24 protein-coding genes are annotated in these 25,112 nt (G+C 67.2%); 8 read left to right on the top strand and 16 right to left on the bottom strand.

Annotated features, from left to right (window positions below; all coding sequences use genetic code 11):
• Nucleotides 1-3: 3 nt before the first annotated feature.
• Complete coding sequence (locus C7389_RS18960) at nucleotides 4-561, bottom strand: hypoxanthine-guanine phosphoribosyltransferase (RefSeq protein ID WP_133594222.1); 558 nt, start codon at nucleotides 559-561, stop codon at nucleotides 4-6.
• Between the two features lie 136 nt (nucleotides 562-697).
• On the opposite strand from C7389_RS18960, the gene upp reads away from it, so the two are divergent.
• Nucleotides 698-1,330 carry a uracil phosphoribosyltransferase gene (gene upp / locus C7389_RS18955; RefSeq protein ID WP_133594221.1) on the top strand — a complete coding sequence of 211 codons (633 nt, stop codon included), beginning with the start codon at nucleotides 698-700 and terminating at the stop codon, nucleotides 1,328-1,330.
• Between the two features lie 166 nt (nucleotides 1,331-1,496).
• Nucleotides 1,497-2,744, top strand: coding sequence for a uracil-xanthine permease family protein (locus tag C7389_RS18950; protein WP_133594220.1), 1,248 nt, complete (start codon nucleotides 1,497-1,499; stop codon nucleotides 2,742-2,744).
• On the opposite strand, the gene C7389_RS18945 is transcribed toward C7389_RS18950, so the two are convergent.
• From C7389_RS18945 to C7389_RS18920, 6 genes are all read right to left on the bottom strand, one after another.
• Nucleotides 2,707-3,057, bottom strand: coding sequence for a YqjK family protein (locus C7389_RS18945; protein WP_133594219.1), 351 nt, complete (start codon nucleotides 3,055-3,057; stop codon nucleotides 2,707-2,709). The two genes, C7389_RS18950 and C7389_RS18945, sit on opposite strands and share 38 nt — an antisense overlap.
• Before the next feature lie 21 nt (nucleotides 3,058-3,078).
• Nucleotides 3,079-3,462 carry a phage holin family protein gene (locus tag C7389_RS18940; RefSeq protein WP_133594218.1) on the bottom strand — a complete coding sequence of 128 codons (384 nt, stop codon included), beginning with the start codon at nucleotides 3,460-3,462 and terminating at the stop codon, nucleotides 3,079-3,081.
• Nucleotides 3,463-3,470: 8 nt separating this feature from the next.
• Nucleotides 3,471-3,782 (bottom strand): ElaB/YgaM/YqjD family protein, encoded by a 312-nt coding sequence (locus C7389_RS18935; RefSeq protein WP_133594217.1) that lies wholly within the window; start codon nucleotides 3,780-3,782, stop codon nucleotides 3,471-3,473.
• Between the two features lie 98 nt (nucleotides 3,783-3,880).
• Complete coding sequence (locus C7389_RS18930) at nucleotides 3,881-5,827, bottom strand: sensor histidine kinase (RefSeq protein ID WP_162851784.1); 1,947 nt, start codon at nucleotides 5,825-5,827, stop codon at nucleotides 3,881-3,883.
• Nucleotides 5,809-8,070: a GGDEF/EAL domain-containing response regulator gene (locus tag C7389_RS18925; protein ID WP_246034895.1), complete on the bottom strand. Its 2,262-nt coding sequence runs from the start codon at nucleotides 8,068-8,070 to the stop codon at nucleotides 5,809-5,811. The genes C7389_RS18930 and C7389_RS18925 overlap by 19 nt, the downstream gene beginning before the upstream one ends.
• Before the next feature lie 225 nt (nucleotides 8,071-8,295).
• Complete coding sequence (locus tag C7389_RS18920) at nucleotides 8,296-9,078, bottom strand: exodeoxyribonuclease III (RefSeq protein ID WP_133594215.1); 783 nt, start codon at nucleotides 9,076-9,078, stop codon at nucleotides 8,296-8,298.
• Between the two features lie 42 nt (nucleotides 9,079-9,120).
• Between C7389_RS18920 and pyrE the strand changes: the two genes are divergently transcribed.
• The 4 genes from pyrE (at nucleotide 9,121) to C7389_RS18900 (ending at nucleotide 13,416) form a co-directional block, all read left to right on the top strand.
• Nucleotides 9,121-9,768, top strand: a complete 648-nt coding sequence (gene pyrE, locus C7389_RS18915) for an orotate phosphoribosyltransferase (RefSeq protein WP_133594214.1) — start codon at nucleotides 9,121-9,123, stop codon at nucleotides 9,766-9,768.
• Nucleotides 9,746-10,381 (top strand): hypothetical protein, encoded by a 636-nt coding sequence (locus C7389_RS18910; protein ID WP_133594213.1) that lies wholly within the window; start codon nucleotides 9,746-9,748, stop codon nucleotides 10,379-10,381. The genes pyrE and C7389_RS18910 overlap by 23 nt, the downstream gene beginning before the upstream one ends.
• Nucleotides 10,382-10,441: 60 nt before the next feature.
• Nucleotides 10,442-12,541: a molybdopterin-containing oxidoreductase family protein gene (locus C7389_RS18905; RefSeq protein WP_133594212.1), complete on the top strand. Its 2,100-nt coding sequence runs from the start codon at nucleotides 10,442-10,444 to the stop codon at nucleotides 12,539-12,541.
• A gap of 89 nt (nucleotides 12,542-12,630) precedes the next feature.
• Nucleotides 12,631-13,416 carry an NAD-dependent deacylase gene (locus C7389_RS18900; RefSeq protein WP_133594211.1) on the top strand — a complete coding sequence of 262 codons (786 nt, stop codon included), beginning with the start codon at nucleotides 12,631-12,633 and terminating at the stop codon, nucleotides 13,414-13,416.
• Between the two features lie 132 nt (nucleotides 13,417-13,548).
• Here the strand turns inward: C7389_RS18900 and C7389_RS18895 are convergent, their stop codons facing one another.
• The 3 genes from C7389_RS18895 to C7389_RS18885 form a co-directional block, all read right to left on the bottom strand.
• On the bottom strand, nucleotides 13,549-17,430 hold the full coding sequence (locus C7389_RS18895; RefSeq protein ID WP_133594210.1) for a DUF3683 domain-containing protein: 3,882 nt from the start codon (nucleotides 17,428-17,430) through the stop codon (nucleotides 13,549-13,551).
• Between the two features lie 156 nt (nucleotides 17,431-17,586).
• The gene (locus tag C7389_RS18890) at nucleotides 17,587-17,940 is read right to left on the bottom strand and encodes a RidA family protein (protein ID WP_133594209.1); all 354 of its coding nucleotides are present in this window, start codon (nucleotides 17,938-17,940) and stop codon (nucleotides 17,587-17,589) included.
• Nucleotides 17,941-18,002: 62 nt separating this feature from the next.
• On the bottom strand, nucleotides 18,003-18,407 hold the full coding sequence (locus tag C7389_RS18885) for a YqaA family protein (protein WP_133594208.1): 405 nt from the start codon (nucleotides 18,405-18,407) through the stop codon (nucleotides 18,003-18,005).
• 141 nt (nucleotides 18,408-18,548) lie between these two features.
• Between C7389_RS18885 and C7389_RS18880 the strand changes: the two genes are divergently transcribed.
• Nucleotides 18,549-18,986, top strand: coding sequence for a PsiF family protein (locus C7389_RS18880; RefSeq protein WP_133594207.1), 438 nt, complete (start codon nucleotides 18,549-18,551; stop codon nucleotides 18,984-18,986).
• Between the two features lie 41 nt (nucleotides 18,987-19,027).
• Here the strand turns inward: C7389_RS18880 and C7389_RS18875 are convergent, their stop codons facing one another.
• The 3 genes from C7389_RS18875 to C7389_RS18865 form a co-directional block, all read right to left on the bottom strand.
• On the bottom strand, nucleotides 19,028-19,885 hold the full coding sequence (locus C7389_RS18875) for an FHA domain-containing protein (RefSeq protein ID WP_133594206.1): 858 nt from the start codon (nucleotides 19,883-19,885) through the stop codon (nucleotides 19,028-19,030).
• Nucleotides 19,886-20,069: 184 nt separating this feature from the next.
• Complete coding sequence (ttcA, locus tag C7389_RS18870; RefSeq protein ID WP_133594262.1) at nucleotides 20,070-20,996, bottom strand: tRNA 2-thiocytidine(32) synthetase TtcA; 927 nt, start codon at nucleotides 20,994-20,996, stop codon at nucleotides 20,070-20,072.
• Between the two features lie 116 nt (nucleotides 20,997-21,112).
• On the bottom strand, nucleotides 21,113-21,856 hold the full coding sequence (locus C7389_RS18865; RefSeq protein ID WP_133594205.1) for a pteridine reductase: 744 nt from the start codon (nucleotides 21,854-21,856) through the stop codon (nucleotides 21,113-21,115).
• 104 nt (nucleotides 21,857-21,960) lie between these two features.
• Here C7389_RS18865 and C7389_RS18860 point away from each other — a divergent pair, with 104 nt between their 5' ends.
• A complete protein-coding gene (locus C7389_RS18860) occupies nucleotides 21,961-23,124 on the top strand; it encodes a class I SAM-dependent methyltransferase (RefSeq protein WP_133594204.1) in 1,164 nt (387 codons plus the stop codon).
• A gap of 114 nt (nucleotides 23,125-23,238) precedes the next feature.
• Here C7389_RS18860 and C7389_RS18855 read toward each other — a convergent pair whose 3' ends face one another.
• The 3 genes from C7389_RS18855 to C7389_RS18845 form a co-directional block, all read right to left on the bottom strand.
• A complete protein-coding gene (locus tag C7389_RS18855; protein ID WP_133594203.1) occupies nucleotides 23,239-23,451 on the bottom strand; it encodes a hypothetical protein in 213 nt (70 codons plus the stop codon).
• A 174-nt stretch (nucleotides 23,452-23,625) separates the two neighbouring features.
• Complete coding sequence (locus C7389_RS18850) at nucleotides 23,626-24,429, bottom strand: alpha/beta hydrolase (RefSeq protein ID WP_133594202.1); 804 nt, start codon at nucleotides 24,427-24,429, stop codon at nucleotides 23,626-23,628.
• On the bottom strand, nucleotides 24,426-25,046 hold the full coding sequence (locus C7389_RS18845) for a glutathione S-transferase family protein (protein WP_133594201.1): 621 nt from the start codon (nucleotides 25,044-25,046) through the stop codon (nucleotides 24,426-24,428). Before C7389_RS18845 ends, C7389_RS18850 begins: the two co-directional genes overlap by 4 nt.
• Between the last annotated feature and the right edge of the window lie 66 nt (nucleotides 25,047-25,112).

Below are 25,112 nucleotides of genomic sequence, written 5' to 3'. Positions count from 1 at the left end.
CCCTCAGAGTCCCTTCACCGCGTAGATGCCCGGCGCATTGCGCCAGTAGCCTTTGTAGTCCATGCCGCAGCCGAACAGGAAGCGGTCGGCCACGTCCACGCCGGTGAAGTCGGCGCGCATGCCGGGGTAGGCCTTGCGCGTGTGGTTTTTATGTACCAGTACCGCTGTGAGTACTTCCCGCGCGCCTTCGTTCTTCAGGTAGTCGACGATGGCCGCCAGCGTGTGGCCTTCATCCAGGATGTCGTCCAGCACCAGCACGCTGCGGCCGCGCAGGTCCTGCGTGGGGCGCACCCGCCAATCCAGCAAGGTGCCCTGCAGCGCGTGGCCGTAGCGGCTGGCGTGCAGGTAGGAGGTTTCCAGCGGGAAAGGCAGGCGGGTGAGCAGGCGGCCGGCGAAGATCAGGCCGCCGTTCATCACCGTGTAGACCAGGGGGTTGCTGTCCGCCAGTCGGGTGGTGATTTCGTCCGCCATGCGGTCCAGCGCCTGCTCCACCGTCTGCGGGGAGGCGAGGCAGTCGGCTTCTGCGAGGATGAGGCGGAGGGCGTTGAGGTCGGTGGGCATGGATTGCTGCGAGGGCTCTCGGCCCGGGCACGGGAGGTCTGCGGAAGGCGCGCATTTTATCCCAGTGCGGCGGAAGCCACGCCGTTGGCGCAGTCGTCGGTAGTAAACTGCGGCGACCCTTCAAGGACCGCTTCCGATGCCCATTCACCAGATCGACCATCCGCTCGTGCGTCATAAGATCGGCCTCATGCGCGAGGCTGACATCAGCACCAAGAAATTCCGCGAGCTCACCGCCGAACTGGCGCGCCTGCTGGCCTACGAGGCCTGCAAGGACTTTCCGCTGGAAACCGTGACCATCGCCGGCTGGGCCGGGCCGGTGGAGGTGGAGCAGATCAAGGGCAAGAAGGTGACGGTGGTGCCCATCCTGCGTGCCGGCCTGGGCATGCTGGACGGCGTGCTGGACATGATTCCCAGCGCCAAGGTGAGCGTGGTGGGCATCGCCCGCGACGAGGAGACCCTGCAGCCGGCGCCTTACTTCGAGAAGTTCGTCGGCCATCTGGGCGAGCGCATGGCCTTGATCATCGACCCGATGCTGGCCACCGGCGGCTCCATGGTGGCGACGGTGGACATGCTCAAGCGCAACGGGTGTACCCAGGTTCGCGCGCTGGTGCTGGTGGCGGCGCCCGAAGGCATCGCCCGCATGGCGGCCGCCCATCCGGAGGTGGAGATCTACACCGCCAGCATAGACAGCCACCTCAACGAGCAGGGCTACATCATTCCCGGCCTCGGCGATGCCGGCGACAAGATCTTCGGCACCAAGATGAACTGAGCGCGGCTGCCGGCGCGGCAGCTGTTCGAGGCGGCGATGCCGCAGGCGCCGGGCCGGTCCTGGGCCGCTGGCGGTGCGGCAGCCGGCGGGCGGGCTGCCAGCGCGCGCAAGCCCGACGCCTCCCAACCCTTATCCATCACTTCCGCCCTCGGCGGGGAGCTCAACCATGCGTGAGAACGCAATTGCGCCGGCGGCCCCGGCGTGGCGCCAGGCGGTGGCCGGCGCGCAGATCCTGTTCGTGGCCTTTGGCGCCCTGGTGCTGGTGCCGCTGCTCACCGGCCTGAATCCCAGCATGGCGTTGCTGGGCGCCGGTGTCGGCACGCTGCTGTTCCAGGCGCTGACGCGGCGGCAGGTGCCGATCTTCCTCGGATCCAGCTTCGCTTTCATCGCCCCCATCATCTACTCGATGCAGACCTGGGGCCTGCCGGCCACCATGGGCGCGCTGGCCTGCGTCAGCCTGGCCTACTTCGCATTCGCCGGGCTGGTGAAGCGTTATGGCGCCCAGGTGGTGCACCGGCTGATGCCGCCGGTGGTCATCGGCCCCATCATCATGGTGATCGGCCTCGCGCTGGCCGGCGTGGCGGTGAACATGGCGATGGGCCTGAGCGGCGACGGCAAGCTCACGCTCATGCCGCGCGAGCAGGCGCTGCTGCTGGCGGTGGTTTCGCTGGGCACGACGATGGCGGCGGCGATCTTCGCCCGCGGCATCCTGCGGTTGGTGCCTATCCTGCTCGGTGTCGCCGCCGGCTATGTGCTGGCGGCGCTGATGGGCGACGTGGATTTCTCCAGGATCGCCAATGCGCCCTGGATTGCGATGCCGCACTTCGTCACCCCCAGCTTCGAGCTGGCGGCCATCCTGTTCATGCTGCCGGTGGCGCTGGCGCCGGCGATCGAGCACGTCGGCAATGTGATCGCGGTGGGCGGTGTTACCGGACGCGATTACACCCGCGAGCCGGGCCTGCACCGTACCCTGGCGGGCGACGGCCTGGGCGTGCTGTTCGCCGGCATGGTCGGCGGCCCGCCGGTGACCACCTATGCGGAGGTGACCGGCGCGGTGACGCTGACGCGCAACTTCAACCCGGTGATCATGACCTGGGCGGCGGTATTCGCGGTCGCGATGGCTTTCGTCGGCAAGTTCAATGCGGTGCTGCAGTCGATTCCGGCGCCGGTGATGGGCGGCATCATGATCCTGCTGTTCGGCTCCATCGCCGCCATCGGCCTGAAGACGCTGATCGCCGCGCGCACCGATCTGGAAGAGCCGCGCAACCTCGTCATCGTCTCCACCGTGCTGGTGCTGGGCATCGGCGGTTTCGGCTTCTCGATCGGCAGCTTCGTGCTGCAGGGCGTGAGTCTGTGCGGCGTGTTCGCGGTGCTGCTCAACCTCGTGCTGCCCGAGAAGCGCGCCAACGGCTGAACAAGCTGAGCAGTACCGGCACCAGGGGCGCGACAGAACCGCCGCGCACCCGACTCAACAGCATCCAGCCCACCCAGGCCCGCCGCACCAGCCACCAGGTGCGGCGCGGGCGGGCCATCAGCAGGAGCAGTGCGGCACCCGTCAGCAGGGGGGCTTTCTCCTTGGCCCAGTCCAGTTGATCACGCACCCGGTCCACCGTGTCCAGTGCGGACTCTATGCCTGCCAGCCGCCCCATCATGTCGTCCCGCTGCGCTTCGGCGCGGATCTGCAGCCGTTGCTTGCGCAGCGCCAGTTCGACCATCTGCGGGCTCATGCGGGTATCACCGTGCGCGGCTCATTCTTCGCGCTGCAGGGCCGCGCGGTCACGGCGGAGCTCGGCGAGGCTGGCGGAGAACAGGCTGCTGCCACGGCGTAGTTCGCGGGCCGCGTTGGCCGCGGTGAACAGGCCGCCGCCGAACAGGATGACGGTGGCGAGGCCGAGGGCGAGCAGGCGGTAATCGTCCCACAGCAGCACGGTGAGGAAGATCACCAGGAAGACGAGGCCGAAGCCCAGCAGCACCGCGGCGAGCACGGTGTTGAGCAGAAGTGCGGCCAGCCGCAGCTTTTCTTCCTGGAGTTCGACGCCCAGAAGTTCGAGCCGGGTCTGCACTGCGTGCAGCCCGGCATCGAGGATGCCGCGCAGGCTGTCAGCCAGGCGCGGCCGTCGCGATTCGCTCATGCGCCGGTTCAGCGGCGGCTGACCAGCAGGCCCAGCAGGAAGGCGACGCCGGCGGCAACGCCGACGGATTGCCAGGGGTGGGCGTGGACGTAATCGTCGGTGGCGTGGGCGGCCTGCTTGGTCTTCTCCAGCAGGGCGGCCTCGGCTTCGGCGATGCGCTCCTTGGCGCCGGCAAGGCGTTCACCGATACGGCCGCGAACGTCGTGGAGCTTCTCGCCAGCCTGGTCGGCGGTCAGTTTCAGCAGCTCTTCGGCGTCGGCGACGACGACCTTGAGATCGGAAACGAGTTTGTCCTTCGAGGGGTGCGTGGTGTCGCTCATTGAAGCCTCCGTGGGGGTGCTATGACATTCGCGGCGGGGCGCGAGGGCGGGTCAACGCTAATCCCAAATCCCGGTCGAAGCAAATGGCCCCGGCGGGCTCAGGCCGCGGGCTGGCGCGGCGTTGCGGCGGGGGCGACGCGGGGCAGATGGAGGGTGAAGACGGTGCCGGAGCCGGTATTACCGTTGCTCACGCTGCTCACTTCGATGCGACCGCCCAGCAGCTCGGTGACGATCTGATAGACCACATGCAGCCCCAGCCCGGTGCCGCCGTCGTGGCGCCGGGTGGTGAAGAAGGGGTCGAAGATCTGCGTCAACACTTCGGCGGGGATGCCGACGCCGGTGTCGGCGACGGTGAGGAGGACGCCATCTTCGCCTTCCGGTTCGGCGCGGATGGTGAGATTGCCTGCGCGGTTGTCGGGGAAACCGTGTACCAGCGCGTTCTCGATCAGGTTGGAGACGACCTGGCCGAGCGGGCCCGGGTAGCTGTCCATCTCGATGGCCGGGTCCAGTTCCAGCGCGAGGCTGACCGGCAGGCTGTGGTCCCACTTGTGCAGGCGGTGGTCGGCATCCACCAGGGTCTCGGCGAGCACGAAGCTGCGCCGTTCCATGGTGGTGCGGTCTATTGCCGTCTGTTTGAATCGCCGCACCAGCGAGCCAGCCCGGTCGACCGCCCGGGCGGCCAGTTCCATGCCTTCGCCGCAGTTGGCGAGGAAGGCAGTGAGGTCGGATTTCTTCAGCCCGGACTGGATGCGCTCCTCCAACTGCTGCAACTCCTGCCGCGCGGTGCTGAGCGCCATCATCGCGCTGCCCAGCGGGGTATTCAGCTCATGGGCGACGCCGGCCACCATGAGGCCGAGAGAAGAGAGCTTGTCAGCGCGGGCGAGGTCTTCCTGCACTGCGCGCAGGTTATCCAGCGAGTGCTGCAGGGCGGTGTTGGTTTGTGCCAGGGCGAGGCTTTTTTCCTCCTCGGCGCGCATGGCGAGGGCGAGGCGGGCGGAGAGGCCGACAGTGATTGCTACGGCCATCAACACCAGCAGGGTGAAAGTAAGTTTGCTGCGGGCGGCGACCGCGTCCAGTGCGGGCTCGGGGATGCGTACCAGTAAACGCCAGGTGAGCGGGTTGCTGCGCAGGCCTGCACCCGGCGTGGTATCGGCGCTGGGGTTGAAGGCGAGGTAGCTCCAGATGCCGTGCTCATCACGGTAGCTACCCCGGTCGTTCTCCTGCATCTGTCGCCACAACTGTGGGTAGTGTTGCGCCAGGCTGTCCTTTGGGCGGTCCAGTTGCCAGCCCCAGTTCATTTGCGCGTCAGGGTGGAGCAGCCAGTAACTGTCCTGGTTGATCAGTTGTATCTCCAGCCCCTGCTGCAGGCCAATGGCCATCAGGCGTTCGAGCAGGCGACCGGCGTGGTAATTGAGAATGACGATCCCGCGCTTGCGGCTCTTGTCGAATACAGGGGTAGCTACCCGCAGCGTCGGGCGCAAGGGCTGTTCGATGGCACCGTGCTCAATGTTGAGGTCCAGCGGGGAGTAATAGATGCTGCCACTGTTCAACTGCATGGTGTCGACGAAGTAAGGCCGATCAGCTTTATTTTGCAATTCTGCCCTGGGCACGAGCTCACTGTGCTGTGCCCTGTAGTTGATACGGATGCGCTCCATGCCGGTCTCGTCTATCCAGCGTACTTGGTCGTAGTAGCCGGAGCTCTCGGCGAAGCTGTGGAAGAGCTGTAGTTGCAAAGGGCCATCGGCAAGGCCGGTTCCGGGCAGGTGAGTGAAGAAGTCACCGAGGAACTGGATGTCGCGCTTCAAGATGGCCAGGCTACGCACCAGCACCTGGTTGCCTTCGGTCAGCGCGTCGGCTTGGGCACGCAGCAGTGGGGTGTGCAGCGTCTGGCGCAGGTCGTACCAGACCAGCGGGGTGCCGAAGCCGAAGACCAGCATCCAGGGTAGCAGCAGGGTGGCCAGCCGCCGGCGCACCAGCCACAGGCGGGCGAGGGAGGGGCTCGGCGCCAGGCCTGCCGGCGCGCCTTCTAGGGGTTCGCCTGCCATCCTCTTAATGTTGTCAGCAGATCGGACAGCGGCTGCGGTCGGCCGAAGAAGTAGCCCTGGGCCTGGTGGCACCCCCGGGCGATCAGCCATTCGCGCTGCGCGGGTGTCTCCACGCCTTCGGCGACCAGCCGCATGTCGAAACGTTGGCCGAGCCGGATGATCATGTCCGCAATCGCCAACCGTTCCGGTGTATTGCCGATCTCATGGACGAAGCTGCGATCTATCTTCAGCGTGGTGGCGGGCAGGCTGCGCAGGTAGGAGAGCGAGGAGTAGCCGGTGCCGAAGTCGTCGATGGCGAGCGGGAAGCCGGCATCGCGCAACTGTTCCAGCACGTTGCTGGTGCCGGTGCGCTCATCCATGGCGATGGATTCGGTCACCTCGATCTCCAGCAACGAGGCCGGCAGCCCGTGCAACTCCACGGTGGCGCGCAGGTCATTGAGGAAACCGTCGCGGGCCAGTTGCAGGGCGGACACGTTTACTGCCACCGGGATATTGCCGAAGCCAGCGGAGCCCAGGCGGGCGAGGGCGATGCAGGCGAGCTCGATGATGCGTCGGCCCAGCGGCACGATGAGGCCGTTGGCCTCCGCCATCGGGATGAACTCCGAGGGGGGGATGCTGGTGCCGTCGCGCTTGGTCCAGCGCGCGAGCGCTTCTGCGCCCACCACCCGGCCGCTGGCGAGGTCCACCTGCGGCTGCAGGGCGATGTGGATCTCGTCGCCCCGCAAGGCGTGGTAGAGGTCGTGGGACAGGGTGTAGCGCTTGTCGGCGGCTGCCTCCATGCCGGCCTCGTAGCCGATGACCTGGCTCAGTCCCTGGCGCCGCGCCTGCTTCAGCAGCAGCGAGCCGACCGCCATCGCGGAGCGCGCGGAGCCGGTGTAGCGGTCGAGATCGATGCGGGCGGCGCAGACGCTGATGAAAGGCGGAAAGTCGGGATCGTCCGGGTCTTCCGCTTCCAGGTGGCTCACGCACTCCATGCCCAGCATGGCGCCCGGGCCGAGGATGCCGAAGGTGTCGTCATGCAGGCGGGCGACCACCGCCGGCGAGGGAAAGCGCCGACGCAGGCGGTTGGCCATGCGGCGCAGCAACTGGTCGCCCTGGGAGATGCCGAGCGACAGGCAGCTCTCGGAGTACTGGTCGAGGTCGATCAACAGCAGGGCGCGGTCGCGGGGGGGCGGTACGGCGAGGAATTCCTCCAGCACCCGCACCAGGGCGTTGGCGTTGGGTATGCCCAGCAGCTCGTCCTCGAAGGCCATGCGGTCCAGCCGGCTGACGAGGGCGATGGAGACTAGTCCGGCGTTGATGTTGCTGGCGAACACCCGCAGCAGCTCGTGCTCGGTGGTGTCCAGCGGTCGGCGGGTGGCCAGGTAGGTTGCGCCATGCGGGCCTTCGGCGCTGCCAGGGAAGTAGAGCACCTGGCCGGTGTCGTCCTCCATGTTGCGGTGTTCTTCCAGCGCCCGCGACAGTAATTGGCGGATGCGGCCTTCCTCCAGCACTGACAACTTGCTGGCGACGAGCTGGCCGAAACGGCCGGCGGCGCCGACGATGGTGGCGGACAAAGGGTCGCCGTCGCTGCCTTCCTGCACGCAAACGATGCCTTCGGGTGTGAGGCCCAGCAGCCGGGCCAGTTCCTGCACCACGCGGGTGGAGAACTCCTGTAGGCTGCGGGCGTGGATCAGGCTGCTGCTGGCCTCCACGATCATCTGCAGGCCGCGGCGGGCGCGGCTGAGGGCGATCAGCTGTTCCCAGGCGCGCAGCGCGCTGGTGAGCACGCCGTAGAGGCGCTCGGTGGTGAGCTCGGTCTTGAGCCAGTAATCGTTGATGTCCAGCCGATCGAGCGCGGTCTGCATCGGCGCCATGCCGGGTTGACCGGTGAGCAGCACGATGCGGATCTCGGCGTTGCCGATGACTTCACGCAGGCTTTTCACCAGGCGCAAGCCGGCGTCGTCCGACTCCATCACCACGTCCAGCAGCACCACGGCGATGTCGCGGTCGCCAGCCAGCACCCGCGCGCCTTCGGCGGCGGAGCTGGCGGTGAGCAGTTCCACCGGCTGGCCTTGGTAGCGGAAGCGCGCCAGCGCATAGCTCAGGGTGCGCTGGAAGCTGGCGTCGTCATCGACCGAAAGCACCCGGAAGCGCTGTCCCGAGTTGGCCTCCGCGGCGGCCTGGCCGTCGTCTTCCGAGGCGAAGGCGAAATCCTCGTCCCCGGACGCCCCGCTGGGCGGCCGTGTCATCGAGCTGTCCATGTGGCGCTGCTCAGTGGTGTTGCGGCGGTGTGGAAATCGGCCGCAGCAAGGCGGGCGGTGCTTTCGCCGCGGTGCGTCGGGCGGTGCCGGAGTCTGTGCGCTGCGGGCGGCGGATATTCACCATTGGGGACCTCGCGATGCAAACGCTGCCCCATGAACTGGGGCTATATCGGAATCATAGACAGGCCAACGGAATATTCCAGACGCTCGCAGGGGCTTTCCCCATCAGGGGGTGAAGTCGTAATCCACCGTCAGCGGCGCGTGGTCCGAGAAGCGGGTGGTCTTCCATACGGCGGTGCTGCGGGCGGTGTCGGCGATGCCCGGGGTGGCGATCTGGTAGTCGATGCGCCAGCCCACGTTCTTCGCCCATGCCTGGCCGCGGTTGGACCACCATGTGTAGCACTCGTCGGTGGTTTCCGGGTGCAGGCGGCGGTACACATCCACCCAGCCCTGCTCCTCGAACAGCAGCGACAGCCAGGCGCGTTCTTCCGGCAGGAAACCGGAGTTCTTGCGGTTGCCCTTCCAGTTCTTCAGGTCGATCTCGCGATGGGCAATGTTCCAGTCGCCGCAGACCACCACTTCGCGGCCGCAGGCGCGCAGTTGCGCCAGGTGCGGCAGGAAGCGCTCCATGAAACTGAACTTCGCCAGCTGGCGTTCTTCCGAGCTGGATCCCGAGGGCAGGTAGAGGGAAATGACCGAGAGCTTGCCGAAATCCAGCTGCAGGTAGCGGCCCTCGGCGTCGATGTCGGCGATGCCCAGCCCTTCGACGATGTTGTCCGGCTCGTGTCGCGAATAGATGCCGACGCCGCTGTAGCCCTTCTTCTCCGCGTAGTGGAACCAACCTTTGTAGCCGGTCGGGGCGCGCATGGCGTCGGTGAGATCGGCGGCCTGTGCCTTCAGCTCCTGCAGGCAGACGATGTCCGCATTCTGCTGCGGCAGCCACTCCAGCAGCCCCTTGGTGACGGCGGAGCGGATGCCGTTGAGGTTGAGGGAGATGATGCGTAACATGGTCGAGTTTCCAGTCAACAGTAGCGATACGGGCAAAAGATCGTGGATTTTAGCCGGGATTTCATCGCGCTCGCCTGCCGCAAGGGCGTGCTGCGCTTCGGTAGCTTCATCACCAAGGCGGGTCGCAACTCGCCTTATTTTTTCAATGCCGGGCTGTTCGACGATGGCGCCTCCTTCCGTGAGCTCTGCGGGTATTACGCCCGTGCCATCCGTGAGTCCGGCCTCCGCTTCGACATGCTGTTCGGGCCGGCCTACAAGGGCATTCCGCTGGTTGCGGGCACCGCGATCCGGCTGGCGGAGCAAGGGGTGGATCTGCCCTTCGCCTTCAACCGCAAGGAAGCCAAGGACCACGGCGAAGGCGGCACGCTGATCGGCGCGCCGCTGGCCGGCAAGGTGCTGATCCTGGACGACGTCATTTCCGCCGGCACCTCGGTGCGCGAATCGGTGGAGATCATCCGCGCCGCCGGTGCGGAGCCGGCGGGCGTGGTCATCGCGCTGGATCGCATGGAGCGCGGCAAGGGCACGCTGTCGGCGGTGCAGGAAGTGCGGGAAACCTTCGGCATTCCGGTGATCGCGGTGGCGACGCTGGAAGACCTGATCGGCTTCCTGGCGGACAGCCCGCAACTGGTCGAGAACCTCGGAGCGGTGAAAGCCTACCGGGACACTTATGGGATTGCGTCGGCTCGCTGACATCGGCCTGGCGGTGCTGCTTGCGGCGCCGCTCGCAGCCTCTGCCCAGAGTGGCGGCGGCAAAAGCATCTATTGCTGCGACATCGGCGCCCAGCCGGTCTGCGGCGATGTGCTCCCCAATGCCTGTTATGGCCGGGCTTATCGCGAGATGAGCCCGCAGGGCGTGATACGCAGGCAAGTGGCGGCGCCGCTGACGGCGGAGGAGATTTCCCGCCGCAATGAAGAGGCCCGCGCGCGTGCCGAGGCCGAGGCACGCCTCGCGCGGCAGCGGCGGCTGGATCAGGCGCTGCTGGATACCTACCAGAGCGTGGCGGACGTTGAGTCCCGCCGGGACCGCGCGCTGGCCGACCTGGACAAGACCATCGCCGGCCTGCGCCTGCGCGAGGGCGAGTTGGTGGAGCGGCGCAACCGCATCGCCAAGGAAGTCGAGCCCTACCAGGGCAAGAGCGTGCCGCGCGAACTTGCCGACGATCTGGACAACGCCAACGGCGAGTTGAGCGCCCATCGCTCTGTCATCGACGCCAAGCAGCGCGAGCGGGAATCCATCCGCGCCCGGTTCGAAGAAGACCGGCGACGTTATATAGACCTGACGACAGGCGCCCCGCGTCGCTGAGCTTTGTGCGGCCCGGCCGCCCGGCTGGCGGGGCGCAGTCCCGAAACAGAGAGTTTTCCCATGAGTGCCGCGAACAGCACGGTAGTGCGTGCCGCCTGTCCCCACGACTGCCCCGATACCTGTGCCATGGAGGTGACGGTTGAGGACGGCCGCGCGGTGCGCCTGCGCGGCGCCGACGCCATGCCGTTCACCAACGGCGCGCTGTGCACCAAGGTGGCCCACTACCTGGAGCGGGTCTATTCCGACCAGCGCCTGCGCTACCCGATGAAGCGGGTAGGACGCAAAGGCGAGGGCCGCTTCGAGCGCATCAGCTGGGATGAGGCGCTGGACACCATCGCAGCGAAATTCCGCGACCTTGCCGCCGACGACCCCCGCGCCATCCTGCCCTACAGCTTCGCCGGCACCATGGGCCTGGTGCAGGGCGAGAGCCTGGACCGGCGCTTCTTCCATCGCCTGGGCGCCTCCTTCCTGGAACGCACCATCTGCTCCTCCGCTGGCACCGCCGGCTGGAAGGCGACCATAGGCGCCTCGGTGGGCGCTGACCCGGAGGCGGTCGTCAATGCGGAGCTGATCCTGATCTGGGGCGGTAACCCCATCGTCTCCAACCTGCATGGCTGGCGCTACCTGCAGGAAGCGAAGCGCAAGGGCGCGCGGCTGATCTGCATCGACCCGCGGCGCAGCGAGACGGCGGAAAAATGCGATCTGCACCTAGCGCCGCTGCCCGGCACCGACGGCGCGCTTGCGCTGGCAATGATGAACGTGCTGATCGCCGGGAACCTGCTGGACCGTGACTACATCGCCGCCAACACCCTGGGCTTCGACGCGCTCGTCGAACGGGTGGCGCAATTCACCCCGGACTGGGCCGCGCCGCTGACCGGTTTGCCGGCCGCGGCGATCCGCGAGCTGGCGCTGGAATACGGCCGGTCGCAACGCACGCTGATCCGCCTCAACTACGGCCTCAACCGCTGTGCCGGCGGCGGCATGGCGGTACGCAACATCGCCTGCCTGCCGGCGCTCACCGGTGCCTGGCGCCACGCCGGCTGCGGCGCGCTGCTGTCGACCTCGGGCAATTTCCCGCTGGACGGCCAGGCGCTGGCGCGGCCGGATCTCTACCCGGACGCGGAGCGCTTCCCGCCGCGCAGCATCAACATGTCCACCATAGGCGAGGCGCTGCTTACTGCCGGCGAGCCGCCGATACGGGCGATCTACGTCTACAACTCCAATCCGGTCGCAGTGGCGCCGGACAGCAACCGGGTGCGCGCCGGCTTCATGCGCGAAGACCTGTTCTGCGTGGTGCACGAGTTGTTCCAGACCGACACCGCCGACTACGCCGACATCCTGCTGCCTGCCACCAGCCAGTTGGAGCACCGCGACCTGCACACCACCTACGGCCACTACTACGCGGTGGCGAACACGCCGGCGATCGCGCCGCTGGGCGAGGCCAAGCCGAACACCGAGGTGTTCCGCCTGCTGGCGGCGCGGCTGGGCTTCACCGAGCCGGCGCTGTTCGAGAGCGACGAGGACATCGCCGCCGCCGCCTTCCGCCGGCGCGATCCGCGTGCCCTGGGGCTGGAGCCGGAGAAGCTGGCGGCGCGCGGCTGGGCGCGCATCAATCTGCCGCGGCCTTTCGCGCCTTTCGCCAGCGGCGAGTTCCGCACTGCCTCCGGCAAGTGCGAGTTCTATTCGGAAATGCTGGCCAGGCGCGGCCAGGATCCTTTACCGGCCTGGCATCCACCGTATGAATCGGTGCTCAGCAATCCGGCACTGGCGCGGCGCTACCCGCTGGCGCTGATTTCGCCGCCGGCGCGCAATTTTCTCAACACCAGCTTCGCCAACATGCCGCGCTTCCTGGAGCGCGAGGGCAGCCCCAGGCTGGAGATCCACCCGGCGGATGCCGAGCTGCGCGGCATCGCCAGCGGCCAGCGTCTGCGCATCCATAACGACAGGGGCGCCTTCCACGCCCTGGCGGTGGTTACCGACAAGGTGCGGCCCGGCGTGGTGGTGTGCCCCTCCATCTGGTGGCAGAAGCTCTCCGGCGACGGCGAGAATGCCAACGCGGTGACTTCCTCGGCGCTCACCGACATGGGCCGCGGCCCGGTGTTCTATGACTGCCTGGTGGAGGTCGTCCATGCTCCCGCGCCGGCGGCGGAGGCCGGCTGAGCGGCTCTCCGCCTTGCGGCAAGCCGCGCTGCCGCGGTTTCCAGGGCAAGCGTATGATCCGCCCGTACTGAATCCCGAACGCTCGCAGCATGACTCCCGACTACGATGCCGTCGCCGCCCTGGTGGCTGGCGCCCGCCGCATCCTCTTCATCACCGGCGCCGGTATTTCCGCCGACTCCGGTCTGCCGACCTATCGCGGCATTGGTGGCCTTTACCATGAGCGGCTGACCGCGGAAGGGCTGACCATCGAGGAGGCGATGTCCGGCAGCATGATGGAGGAGCATCCGGAGATCTCCTGGAAATACCTGGCTGAGATCGAGCGCAATTGCCGCGGCGCCGGCCCCAACGCCGCCCATCGCCTGATCGCCGAGCTGGAGCGGGAGAAGGCCGGCCATGGCGAGGCGGTGTGGGTGCTGACGCAGAACGTGGATGGCCTGCACCGCGCGGCTGGTTCGGCGAAGCTGATCGAGATCCACGGCACGGTGCATCACCTGCGCTGCACCGAATGCCCGCATGAGCGCGACGTGGCGGACTTCGCCGGTCTGACGCTGCCGCCGCCCTGCCCGCTGTGCGGCGGCGTGCTGCGGCCGGACGTGGTGCTGTTCGGCGAGATGCTGCCGCAGCGCGCGCTGGATCTGCTGCAGGCGCTGCTCGGCCAGGGCGTGGATCTGGTGCTCTCCGTCGGTACCACCAGCGTCTTTCCCTATATCGCAGGCCCGATCTGGTGGGCACGGCAGGCGGGCGTGCCCTCGGTGGAGATCAATCCGGGCGACACCGAGGTCAGCCACCTGGTGTCCCATCGCCTGCAGGTTGGCGCGGCGGAGGCGATGACGGAGATCTGGCGTCGCCTGCATCCGGACGCGGGGGCGGCTTAGGTCGGGCTGAAGCGGCAAGGCCGCCTCTTCGGCATGCTTTGGGGTTTAGGGGGTAGCCGCCATCATCCGACCGCGCGTTGAATCCCGCACCCCAAAGAAAAACGGCAGCCTTTCCGGCTGCCGTTTCCTTTATTACAGCAGCACCCGCTCGATGCCACCGCTGTTGGCCTTGGCCACGTAGTCCGGCATCCAGTTCTCGCCCAGCAGGTGCTTGGCCAGTTCGACCACGATGTAGTCCGGCTCCACGCCGCCGGCGTCGTCGGCGTAGCGCGAAAGACCCTGCAGGCAGCTCGGGCAGGAGGTGAGGATCTTGCTCGGCGCGTCCGGCTGCGCCTGCTGCAGCTTGGCCACGCCCTTCTCGATCTCTTCCTGCTTGCGGAAGCGCACCTGGGTCGAGATGTCCGGCCGGGCGACCGCCAGCGTGCCGGATTCGCCGCAGCAACGATCGGACAGATCCACCCGCGTGCCCATCAGCTCATTGGCCACCTTGATGCCGGAATGCACCTTCATCGGCGTGTGGCAGGGCTCGTGGTACATGTAGTTCACGCCCTGTATGCCCTCCAGCTTCACGCCCTTCTCCATCAGGTATTCGTGGATGTCGAGCAGCCGGCAACCGGGGAAAATCTTCTCGAATTCGTACTTCAGCAGCTGGTCCATGCAGGTGCCGCAGGACACGATCACCGTCTTGATGTCCAGGTAGTTCAGCGTGTTGGCGACACGGTGGAACAGCACCCGGTTGTCGGTGGTGATCTTCTGCCCCTTTTCTTCCTCGCCGGCGGCGGTCTGCGGGTAGCCGCAGCACAGGTAGCCCGGCGGCAGCACCGTCTGGGCGCCGACGTGGTAGAGCATGGCCTGGGTGGCGAGGCCGACCTGGCTGAACAGGCGCTCCGAGCCGCAGCCGGGGAAATAGAACACCGCCTCGGCATCCACGCCCGCCTTCTGCGGGTCGCGGATCACCGGGATGACCTTGTCGTCCTCGATGTCCAGCAGCGCGCGCGAGGTCTTCTTCGGCAGCTTGCCGGGCATCGGCTTGTTGATGAAGTGGATGACCTGCGCGCGCATCGGCGCCTTGCCCTGGGTGGCCGGGGGCGCCTTGGTCTGCGGCTGCACCAGGCCCAGGCTGCGGCCGACCTTGTTGGCGATGCGCTGCGCCTTGTAGCCCCAGTCGATCATGCCGGTGCGGATCAGCTTGATCGTGGCCGGGTCCTTGATCGTGAGGAAGGCCATGGCGGCGGCCTTGCCGGGGTTGAAGGACTTCTTGCCCTGCTTGCGCAGCAGGTTGCGCATCTTCACCGAGACGTCGCCGAAGTCGATGTCCACCGGACAGGGTTTCTCGCACTTGTGGCAGACGGTGCAGTGGTCGGCCACGTCCTCGAACTCGGCCCAGTGGGCGAGGGAGATGCCGCGGCGGGTCTGCTCCTCGTACAGCATGGCCTCGACCAGCAGCGAGGTGGAGAGGATCTTGTTGCGCGGCGAGTACAGCAGGTTGGCGCGCGGCACATGGGTGGAGCACACCGGCTTGCACTTGCCGCAGCGCAGGCAGTCCTTGATGTCGTGCGCGATTTCGCCGATCTCGGTGCGTTCCATGATCAGCGACTCATGCCCCATCAGGTTGAAGCTGGGGGTGTAGGCGTTCTCCAGGTTGCCCTTGATCGGGCCGCGCCGCATCAGCTTGCCGCGGTTGAAGCGGCCTTCCGGGTCCACCTTGGCCTTGTAGTTCCAGAAGCTGGTCATCTCCTCGTCGGTGAGGTAGTCCAGCTTGGTGATGCCGATGCCGTGCTCGCCGGAGATCACGCCGCCCAGCGAACGTGCCAGCGCCATGATGCGGTCCACGGCGCGGTTGGCGGTCTGCAGCATCTCGTAGTGGTCGGAGTTCACCGGCAGGTTGGTGTGCACATTGCCGTCGCCGGCGTGCATGTGCAGGGCGACGAAGACCCGGCCGCGCAGCACCTGTTTGTGGATTTCCTGGATGCGGGCCAGCACCGGGCCGAACAGCACGCCATCGAAGATCTTGTCCAGCCGCGGCTTGAGCTCGGTCTTCCACGAAACGCGGATGGAGTAATCCTGCAGGCGGTGGAACAGCCTGGGGTTGGCGGCGCGGTTGCTCAGCTCGCCGGCGACCACGCCGTAGGCGGCGAAGCGGCTTTCGGCCTCCGCCAGCGGCAGGTCCAGGTTCTCGAGCAGCCATTCCCAGCGCAGGCGCACCGCCTCGATATAGTTCAGCGCGGCCTCGCGGCGATCGCCGATGACGACCTCCTGCTCGAGGTTGGCGTCGCCCTGGTCCAGCGGCAGCGGGCCCTTCAGGAAGTCGGCCAGGGTGCGGCACAGCTCCAGCTTGTTGGAGATGGACAACTCGATGTTGATGCGCTCGATGCCGTCGCAGTAGTCGCCCATGCGCGGCAGCGGAATCACCACGTCTTCGTTGATCTTGAAGGCGTTGGTATGGCGGGAGATGGCGGCGGTGCGGGAGCGTTCCAGCCAGAAGCGCTTGCGTTGCTCCGGCGATACCGCGATGAAACCCTCGGCGCCACGGGCGTTGGTCATGCGCACCATCTCGGAGGCGGCGGCCATCACCGCGTTCTCGTCGAAGCCGACGACATCGCCGATCAGCACCATCTTCGGCCGGCCGTGGCGCTTGGCCTTGGTGGTATAGCCCACCGCCTTCACGTAGCGCTCGTCCAGGTGCTCCAGGCCGGCCAGCAGCACGCCGGCCTGGCTGCCTGGCGCGCCGGGCTTGAAGTAGTCGGTGATCTCGACGATGGCCGGCACCGCCTCGCGTACCTGGCCGAAGAACTCCAGGCAGACGGTGCGGGTGATGGGCGGCATCTTGTGCAGCACCCAGCGCGCGGCCACGATCAGGCCGTCGGTGCCTTCCTTCTGCACGCCGGGGATGCCGCCGAGGAATTTATCGGTGACGTCCTTGCCCAGGCCGTCCTTGCGGCAGTGGGCGCCGGGCATGGAGAGCAGTTCTTCGCCCAACGGCGCATAACTGAGGCCGTCGAAGCGGCGCAGGCGGAAGCGGGCGATGTGCTGCTCGTGGATCTTGCCGAAGTTGTGGTCCAGCCGCTCCACTTCCAGCCAGTTGCCGTCCGGCGTGACCATCTTCCACCACGCCAGGTTGTCCAGCGCCGTGCCCCACAGCACCGCCTTCTTGCCGCCGGCGTTCATGGCGATGTTGCCGCCCACGCAGGAGGCGCTGGCGGAGGTCGGGTCCACCGCGAACACCCGGCCGGCATTGCTGGCGGCCTCGGCCACCCGGTCAGTGACCACGCCGGCGCCGGTGCGCACGGTGGCGTAGGGCGAGGCCATCGGCTTGCCGTCGGCGTCCGGCAGCAGCATCTCTTCGACCGCTCCGATGGCGATCAGCTTCTCGGTGTTGATGACCACCGAGCTGGCGTCCAGTGGCACGGCGCCGCCGGTATAGCCGGTGCCGCCGCCACGCGGGATGATGGTCAGCCCCAACTCGATGCAGGTGCGTACCAGCGGCGCCATTTCCTCCTCGGTGTCCGGGTAGAGGACGACGAAGGGATACTCGACGCGCCAGTCAGTGGCGTCGGTGACGTGGGAGACGCGGGCGTGGCCGTCGAAGCAGATGTTGTCGCGGCGGGTGTGGTGGGCCAGCGCCTTCAGCGCCGTCTTGCGCCGGCGGGCGGTGTTCTCGAACCAGCACTCGAAGTCCGCCACCGCCTCGCGCGCCCGCACCAGCAGCGGGGCGACCAGGTCATTGCCCTGGCGGCGCTTTTCGATTTCGTTGAGGCGATGGTTGAGGGCGCCGATCAGCGCCTCGCGCCGCTCGCGGTTGGCGAGCAGGTCGTCCTCCAGGTAGGGATTGCGCCGTACGACCCAGATGTCGCCCAGCACCTCGTACAGCATGCGTGCCGACCGTCCGGTGACACGCTCCCCGCGCAGTTCGTCCAGCACCGCCCAGGCTTCCGTGCCGAGCAGGCGGATGACGATCTCGCGGTCGGAGAACGAGGTGTAGTTGTAGGGGATTTCGCGCAGGCGTTGGGTCATCGGTGTGCCGGGCAAACTGCTGCAGGGAAACCTGCAATTCTAACGGACCGGCGGCGGACTCGCAGCACAAATCAAGACCTTAAGCCACGCAGGGGCAAGCTTTCCGGCGAGTGCTTTGGTTGAATCCCGCTGCGCCGGAGCGGATTACGGGGCAGTTCAGGGCAGGGCTGCGGTCAGGGCGATCTCGATCTTCCAGCCCGGATCGACCAGCGCGGCAACCTGCACGCAGGCGCGGGAGGGGGCGCTGCCGGCGGGCACCCAGGCTTCCCACACGGCATTCATCGCGGGTGCCTCCGCGAGATCGGTCAGGTAGATGGTCGCCATCAGGATGCGGGCGGGGGAACTGCCGAGGCGGGTCAACTGGCGGGCCAGGCTGTCCAGTACCTCGGAGGTCTGCTGTGCGATGTCACCTTCGTTGCTGGCCGGCACCTCGACCAGATAGGCGACGCGGTTGTGGACAACGGCGTCTGCATAACGGGCGGTGACGCCGTGACGCTGGATCTCGTTCATCGGGAACTCCGGCGGGGCTGAGGAGGAAGGGGCGGAGTATAGGCGGGCCGCCGGCGCGGCGGTCAGCTCATCGCCCAGGCGATGGCGGCGTAGCGCAGCCCCTTGCCCACCGCCATCCACAACAGGCAGGCCGACCACGGCAGGCGAAGCAGCCCGGCACCGGCACACAGGGCATCGCCGATCAGCGGTACCCAGGACAGCAGCAGGGTGGCGCTGCCGTACTTTTCCAGCCAGTTCAGGCGGGCCGGCACTTCCTTGCGGGGCAGCAGGCGTGCCATCAGGTAGGTGGTCATGCCCCCCAGGGTGTTGCCCGTGGTCGCGAGCAGCAGCGCCGGAAACCATAGTTCCGGCCGTAAGGCGAGCAGACCGGCGAGCACCGCCTCCGAGCTTCCCGGCAGCAGCGTCGCCGAAAGAAAGGCCGACAGGAAGAGGCCGCCCAGGCCCGCGCTTGCGCCGGCGTCAAGCATGGACGAGGTGTCCAGAGCCTTCCAGCCGAGTCTGGGTGTGAGACTGGTTGTTTTTGCCTATAGCATATTTCATGTTGACGAATACATATGACATTTGCAGAATTGAGCGGCTTCCCTTCCTATCGCCTAAGGAGATACGCCATGAACAAGCCGTCCATTCTTGCTGTCGCGCTTTGCCTGCTGGCTGCTTCATCCTCGGTGGCCTGGGCCAATCCCCAGCATGAACGTATGAAACGCTGCAACCAGGAGGCCCGTGAGAAATCCCTCAAAGGGGATGAGCGCAAGCAGTTCATGTCCGGCTGCCTGTCGGGCAAGCATGAGGGGCAGGGAGACGTCGCAAACAAGGGCGCCAAGCCGGAGGCAGCGGCCAAGACTACCAAGAAGACGCAGCCGGCCGCGCCCGCCGAGAAGGCGAATGGAACGAATGGAGCGAAGCCGGCGGTGGTGCCGGTCGCTGCAAGCAAGGAAGCGGTGGTGGATCCGAAGGAGAGGATGAAGGCCTGCAACCGCCAGGCGACGGAGAAGACCCTGGCGGGCGATGAGCGCAAGCGCTTCGTCAGTGAGTGCCTGAAGGGTTGAGTGTGCGACGGGATGCGGCGGGTGGGCGCGGCTGAGGGGGCTCAGACGATGTCGAAGAACACCAGGTCGCGTTCCACTTCGTTGGCCGAGAAGCCGCAGCCAATGCGGCCCGGCCCGATCAGCGTCAGTTCCGCATGCTTCACGCAGTGTTCGGCAGCGCCGTCCATGGAAACGTAGGTGCCGTTGGTGCTCTGGTCGATCAGGATGAAACCCTCGCGGCGGCGCTCGATGCGGGCATGCTGGCGCGAGGCGCGGGGGTCGATGATGACCAGGTCGTTGCCCAACTCGCGGCCGAGCAGCAGCACAGGCCGCTGCTCTTCCACGAATACAACTTCCTGCTGGTGCCGCAGGCGCAGACGTTGGGAGACCCTGGCGGTCGGGGGCACCGAAGTCACCATGCCAACGCGGTGGCCTATGGTGAAGACCGGCCACTCCAGCGTGTCGAGCAGCGGATCGTGAACTGCTTCCGTGCCGGCGAAATGGCGGGTGGAAGGTGTTAGCAGCATGACGGCCGCGCCGCTGGCCAGGGCCTGGCCGGGCCGGCACAGGCCTGCCAGTCGGCGGGCCACATCCAGTCCGCCCTCCTCCTGCTCGGCCACGCCATAGTGCAGGCCCAGGCGGACGCTGAGCTGCGCGCCGCTGAGAGGTGGCAGGCCGAGGATGCGGTCCAGGATTTCGCAGGCGGCAAGCACGCCGGAGTCGCAGCGCTCGAAGCTCATCGCCACCGCGCTGCCGTTGCGCTCCAGCACCGCGCCTTCCTGGCTGGCTGCGGCGCGGTCGATACGATGCATGCATCGCTCCAGCGCATGTGCGGCTTCGGTGGCGGCGGTACGGTCGCTCAGGCGGTCTGCGCCGGTGATTTCGGCAACGAGCAGGCAGAGATTGCGGCGTTCGGGCATATCAGCGCCCCCTCCGGAGCCCGGTCTGCCGGCGGGCATGGGCCGGGCTGCAACAAAGGAGGGAAGCGGCGCTTTTCATCGTTGGCGGTCGGCGGGGTCGGGGATGCCGGCGGAGTCTTGTCGGTCCGGCTCTCGGCGCATGATGATCAAATGCCTTTGCGGAAGCAAGCCCTGAGCCGCGGCCTTATTCCCGTTCCGGTACGTGGGCGGCGATGCTGATGGAGTGGGCCAGATGGGCGGGCAGTTCCGGGCGATCGAAGGCGATGTCGCCCTCGTCTACCTGGGTGTTCCGGGTGAGTCCGCTGAAGTCGAAGAGCTTGTCGTCCGCGAGGTGGGAAGGCACGACGTTCTTCAGCGAAGTGGCCAGCGATTCGATGCGGCCGGGATGTTCCCGCGCCCAGCCCTGCAGCATGGCCTTGATCTGCTTGCGCTGGGCGTTTTCCTGCGAGCCGCAAAGATTGCAGGGGATGATGGGGTACTCCATCGTGCGGGCGAAGCGGGCGATGTCGTTCTCGGTGCAGTAGGCCAGTGGGCGGATCACCACATGATCGCCGTCGTCGCTCACCAGCTTGGGCGGCATGGCCTTGATCTTGCCGCCGAAGAACATGTTCAGGAACAGGGTTTCCAGGATGTCGTCGCGGTGGTGTCCCAGCGCGATGCGGGTGGCGCCGATCTCCTTCGCGGTACGGTAGATGATGCCGCGGCGCAGGCGCGAACAGAGCGAGCAGGTGGTCTTGCCCTCGGGAATCTTGTCCTTGACGATGGAGTAGGTGTCTTCGGTGACGATGCGGTATTCGACGCCGATGGACTCGAAGTAGGCCGGCAGGACGTCGTCCGGGAAGCCGGGCTGCTTCTGGTCCAGGTTCATCGCCACGATGCGGAAATCCACCGGCGCGCGCTCGCGCAGTGCCAGCAGGATGGACAGCAGCGAATAGGAGTCCTTGCCGCCGGAGATGCACACCATCACCGTGTCGCCGTTGCCGATCATGTTGTAGTCGGCGATGGCTTCGCCCACGCTGCGTTCCAGCTTCTTCTTCAGGCGCAGGAAGGTGTTGGAGAAGCGTGTTTCACCGGCCGCGGTGGCAGGCGCGGCGGCGGAAGCGGCCGGAATGGGGGAGGCGGTGGCTACGGACACGACGGTGGACTCAGGGAAAAAACGTGCCGGATTATACGCTTGGCGCTTCCCCGCGCCGTGCCGGCGTCGTTTCCGCCTGTTGCGGCCGGGCTTCAGAGGTGGGCGCTGCGGCCGCCGTCCACCGCCAGGATCTGGCCGGTGATGTAAGGCGCGTCGAACATCAGGAAGCGCACCGTGCGGGCGATGTCGGCCGGACTGCCTTCGCGTTGCAGCAGGGTGTGGCGGACGATGGCGGCGCGCTCGGCGCTGGGGAACTGGTCATCCTCCGGCCATTCGATGGGGCCGGGAGCGACGCCGTTCACCCGCACCGCCGGCGCCAGTTCCATCGCCAGTGCCCGCGTAAGCCCGGCCAGGCCGGCCTTGGCCGCGCAGTAGAGCGGGTAGTGCCGCAGCGGCCGTTCGGCGTGGATGTCGACGATGTTGATGATGGCGCCGCCGCGCCGGCTCAGTTCGTCCGCGACTGCCTGGGATAGGAACAGCGGCCCCTTGAGGTTGGAGCCGACCAGATCATCCCAGGCGGCGAGGTCTATCTTGCCCAGCGGCGTGGCGAAGAAGCTGGAGGCGTTGTTGACCAGGCCATCAAGGCGGCCGAAGGCGGTGATCGCTTGCCCAGCCACTGCTTCCGGTACGCCGTCCTCGCCCAGATCGCCGCCAACCGTCACCGCCGACCCGGCCCGCAGCGCATTCAGATCGTCGGCGAGCGATTGCGCCTCGGTAGCGGAATGGCGGTAGTGCAGCACCAGGCGGGCGCCGGTGGCATGCAGTTGGCGGGAGATTTCCGCGCCCACCCTGCGGGCGGCGCCAGTGACGAGGATGACGGGGGCGTCCGGGTTCATGGGGCGATTGTCGCTGCTCGTAGGGTTCCTTGGAAGCCGGTGCGGGCATGAGGCCGCCGGGGTGTCGGCTACAATGCGCGCCTTCCGACCGCGCCATCTCCGCCATGTCTTCCCTGCCCCAGCCTTCTGCCGACGCGCTTAAGCAAAGCGAGCGCCTGACCGAACTCGTGAAGCGGGAGATGACGGCCGCCGGCGGCTATCTGTCCTTCGCCCGCTACATGGAGCTGGCGCTGTATGCGCCGGGCCTGGGGTATTACAGCGGCGGCGCACGCAAGTTCGGTCCGGGCGGCGATTTCATTACCGCGCCGGAACTCACGCCGTTGTTCGGCCAAGCGCTGGCCGGGCAGGTGCAGCAGGTGATGGAGGCTAGCGCGCCGGCGGTGATCGAAGTGGGGGCTGGCACCGGGCTGCTTGCCGCAGACCTGCTGCTGGAGCTGGAGCACCGCGGCTGCGCGCCGGAGAGCTACGCGATCCTCGAGGTTTCCGGCGAGCTGCGGGAGCGCCAGTTCGACACCCTGGCGCAGAAGGCGCCGCATCTGGCCTCCCGGGTGCGTTGGCTGGACCGCCTGCCGGAGACCTTCTCCGGTGCGGTTGTTGCCAACGAGGTACTGGACGTGATGCCCGTACACATTATGGTGTCCCGCGCGGAAGGGCTGTTCGAGCGTGGCGTTGCCCTGGATGACGCCGGCCGGCTGTGCTGGGCGGATCGTCCGGCCAGCGGCGCACCCGCCGAGGCGACGCTGGCGCTGAACCTGCCGACGCCATCCAGCGGCGAATACGTGACCGAGATGAATCTGGCCGGCCGGGCCTGGATCACCGCCTGGGCGGAGCGCTTGCAGCAGGGCGCCCTGCTGCTGGTGGACTATGGATACCCGGGAGCGGAGTACTACCTGCCGTCCCGCAGCGGCGGCACGCTGCTGTGCTACTACCGCCACCACGCCCATGGCGACCCTTTCCTGTGGCCGGGGCTGAACGACATCACCGCCTTCGTGGATTTCACCGCCATGGCGGAGGCCGGCTACGAGGCCGGGCTGGATGTGCTGGGCTATACCAACCAGGCCCAGTTCCTGTTCAACTGCGGCGTGCTGGAATGCCTGGCCCGGCGCGGGCCGGAAGACAAGGCGGATTACGTGCGGGCGGCGCGCGCGGTGCAGCGGCTGACTGCGCCGCACGAGATGGGCGAGTTGTTCAAGGTGCTGGCGCTGGGACGCGGGCTGGGGCAGCCGCTGCTTGGCTTCAGCCGCGGCGACCGCCTGCATACGCTGTAACCCGGGCGCCCCCCGGCTGCGGCCCATTTCGCCCCTCCACCGGCCTGGGGCGCGAAGGGACGGAGTGCCAATCCACCCACGAGCTCACCGCAGGGAGCGGGTCCTGCCGGCATATCATTCCTGGCTGCGATACATCGCGTTCAGGAAGGCCTCGACGTCGACGGGCGGCAGCATCTCGCGGCGCGGGCGCTGGGGCTCGACGGCTTCCTGCAATTGCAGCGCGACCTCCGGTTGCGGCGGCAGCCAGCTGGCATTCAGCACTTCTTCGTCGTAGGGGGCGGGGTCGTTCATAGCCCGCCCCGAGCTCATTTGCATGACGATCATCATGATGGCCTCCACGCTCTCTGTCGGATCCGTCAGGTCCTTGGCTACTTTATCGGCGGCGGGCGGGATTCCTTGAATGCCGGCTCTGCCATCTGCCGCTCTCCGCGGCGCCCCCTGACAAAGGGACGCCGCTGCAGCCATCTTCCGCCTGCACTTTCGCTCCGGCGCGGAAATTCCTCACAGATCGTGTTCCGCCAGCCAGCCAGCGATGCGCTCGGCGACTCGTAGCCAGTCGCGCTCCAGCATCAGTCCGTGGCCCATGTCCTCGAAAATCTCCGCCTGGCAGCCATAGGTGGCGGCAGTCATCTGCACCTGCGGCGGCGGGATCAGCGTGTCATGCTCGGCGCCAAGCACCAGCAGCGGCGTGCGGCGCATGGCGGCCGGGTTGGGGAGGTTGAACAGCGTCATGTCCCAGATGGCGCGGTGGGATTCAGGCTGGCTCAGGCGGTAGTAGCGCTCCAGGTCGGCCCGGGCAACCGGCTGGTGGAACAGCGCTTCACGCAGGCTGGCGATGTCTACCTGATTGCCATTCATGATGCGGTTGAGGTCGCCGAGCAGGTTGGGTCGGGTCAGCGCCAGATGGAACATGGAGAAGCCCAGGCCCTGCGGCGGCACCGAGCACAGCAGCGCGACCGCCGGTGCGTCGTGGCGCTCAAGATACTTCTGCACTACCAGGCCGCCCATGGAATGGCCGATGAGGATGGGGGGCGCCGGCAGGGCGGCGACGACGCGGGCGACATCCGCCACGTAGTCGTCTATCGAGTAGGCATCCAGCTGCTGCCGGTCCGGGCTGGCGCCGTGGCCGGAGAGGGAGAGCGCGTAGCTGCTCCAGCCCTGTTTGGCGAACCAGGGCAGGAAGTGCTCTTCCCAGCACCAGGCGCCGACGTAGGCGCCATGGATGAAGAGCAGCGGCGCGGCGCGGCGGGGCTTGGCCGGCGTGTGGCAGAGGACTTCCAGGTTACCGAAGCGGGAGGTGTTCATTGCGGCACCTTGCGGCCGCGTTCCACCGCTGGGCGGGCGGCAATGGCCTGGAACCAGCGGTTCACCGCCGGGTAATCCTCCAGCGAGATGCCCTGCCATTCATGGCGGCCTATCCAGGGAAAGGTGGCGATGTCGGCGATGGAGTAGCTGCTGCCGGCCAGCCAGTCGCGGTTGGCGAGGCGGCTTTCCAGTACGGAATAGAGGCGCCTGGCTTCCTTGCCGTAGCGCTCCATCGGGTAGGGCAGACGCTCCGGCGCGAAGCGCAGGAAGTGGTGAGCCTGGCCCAGCATGGGGCCGATGCCGCCCATCTGGAACATCAGCCACTGCAGCACTTCGTAGCGCTCGCGGGCGTCCTGCGGCAGCAGGCGGCCGCTTTTCTCGGCGAGGTAGATGAGGATGGCGCCGGACTCCATCAGGGTGATGGGACGACCGCCGGGGCCGTCGCTGTCGACGATGGCGGGAATCTTGTTGTTCGGATTGATGGCGAGGAATTCGGGGGCGAACTGTTCGTCGCGGGTGATGTTGATGGGGCGCACTTCGTAGGGCAGGCCCAGTTCTTCCAGGGCGATGGAGACCTTGTAGCCGTTCGGCGTGCTCCAGGTGTAGAGGGTGATCATGGGCGGGTTCCGGTTCTGTCGTTCGAAGGGCGGGATTGCGGCGCCTGCTGCGCTGGGGGTCTAATC

This window comes from Azoarcus indigens (assembly GCF_004361735.1).
Lineage (GTDB): Bacteria > Pseudomonadota > Gammaproteobacteria > Burkholderiales > Rhodocyclaceae > Azoarcus > Azoarcus indigens.
Note: the sequence above shows the minus strand (reverse complement) of the source record. Positions and strands in the feature narration are given on the sequence as shown.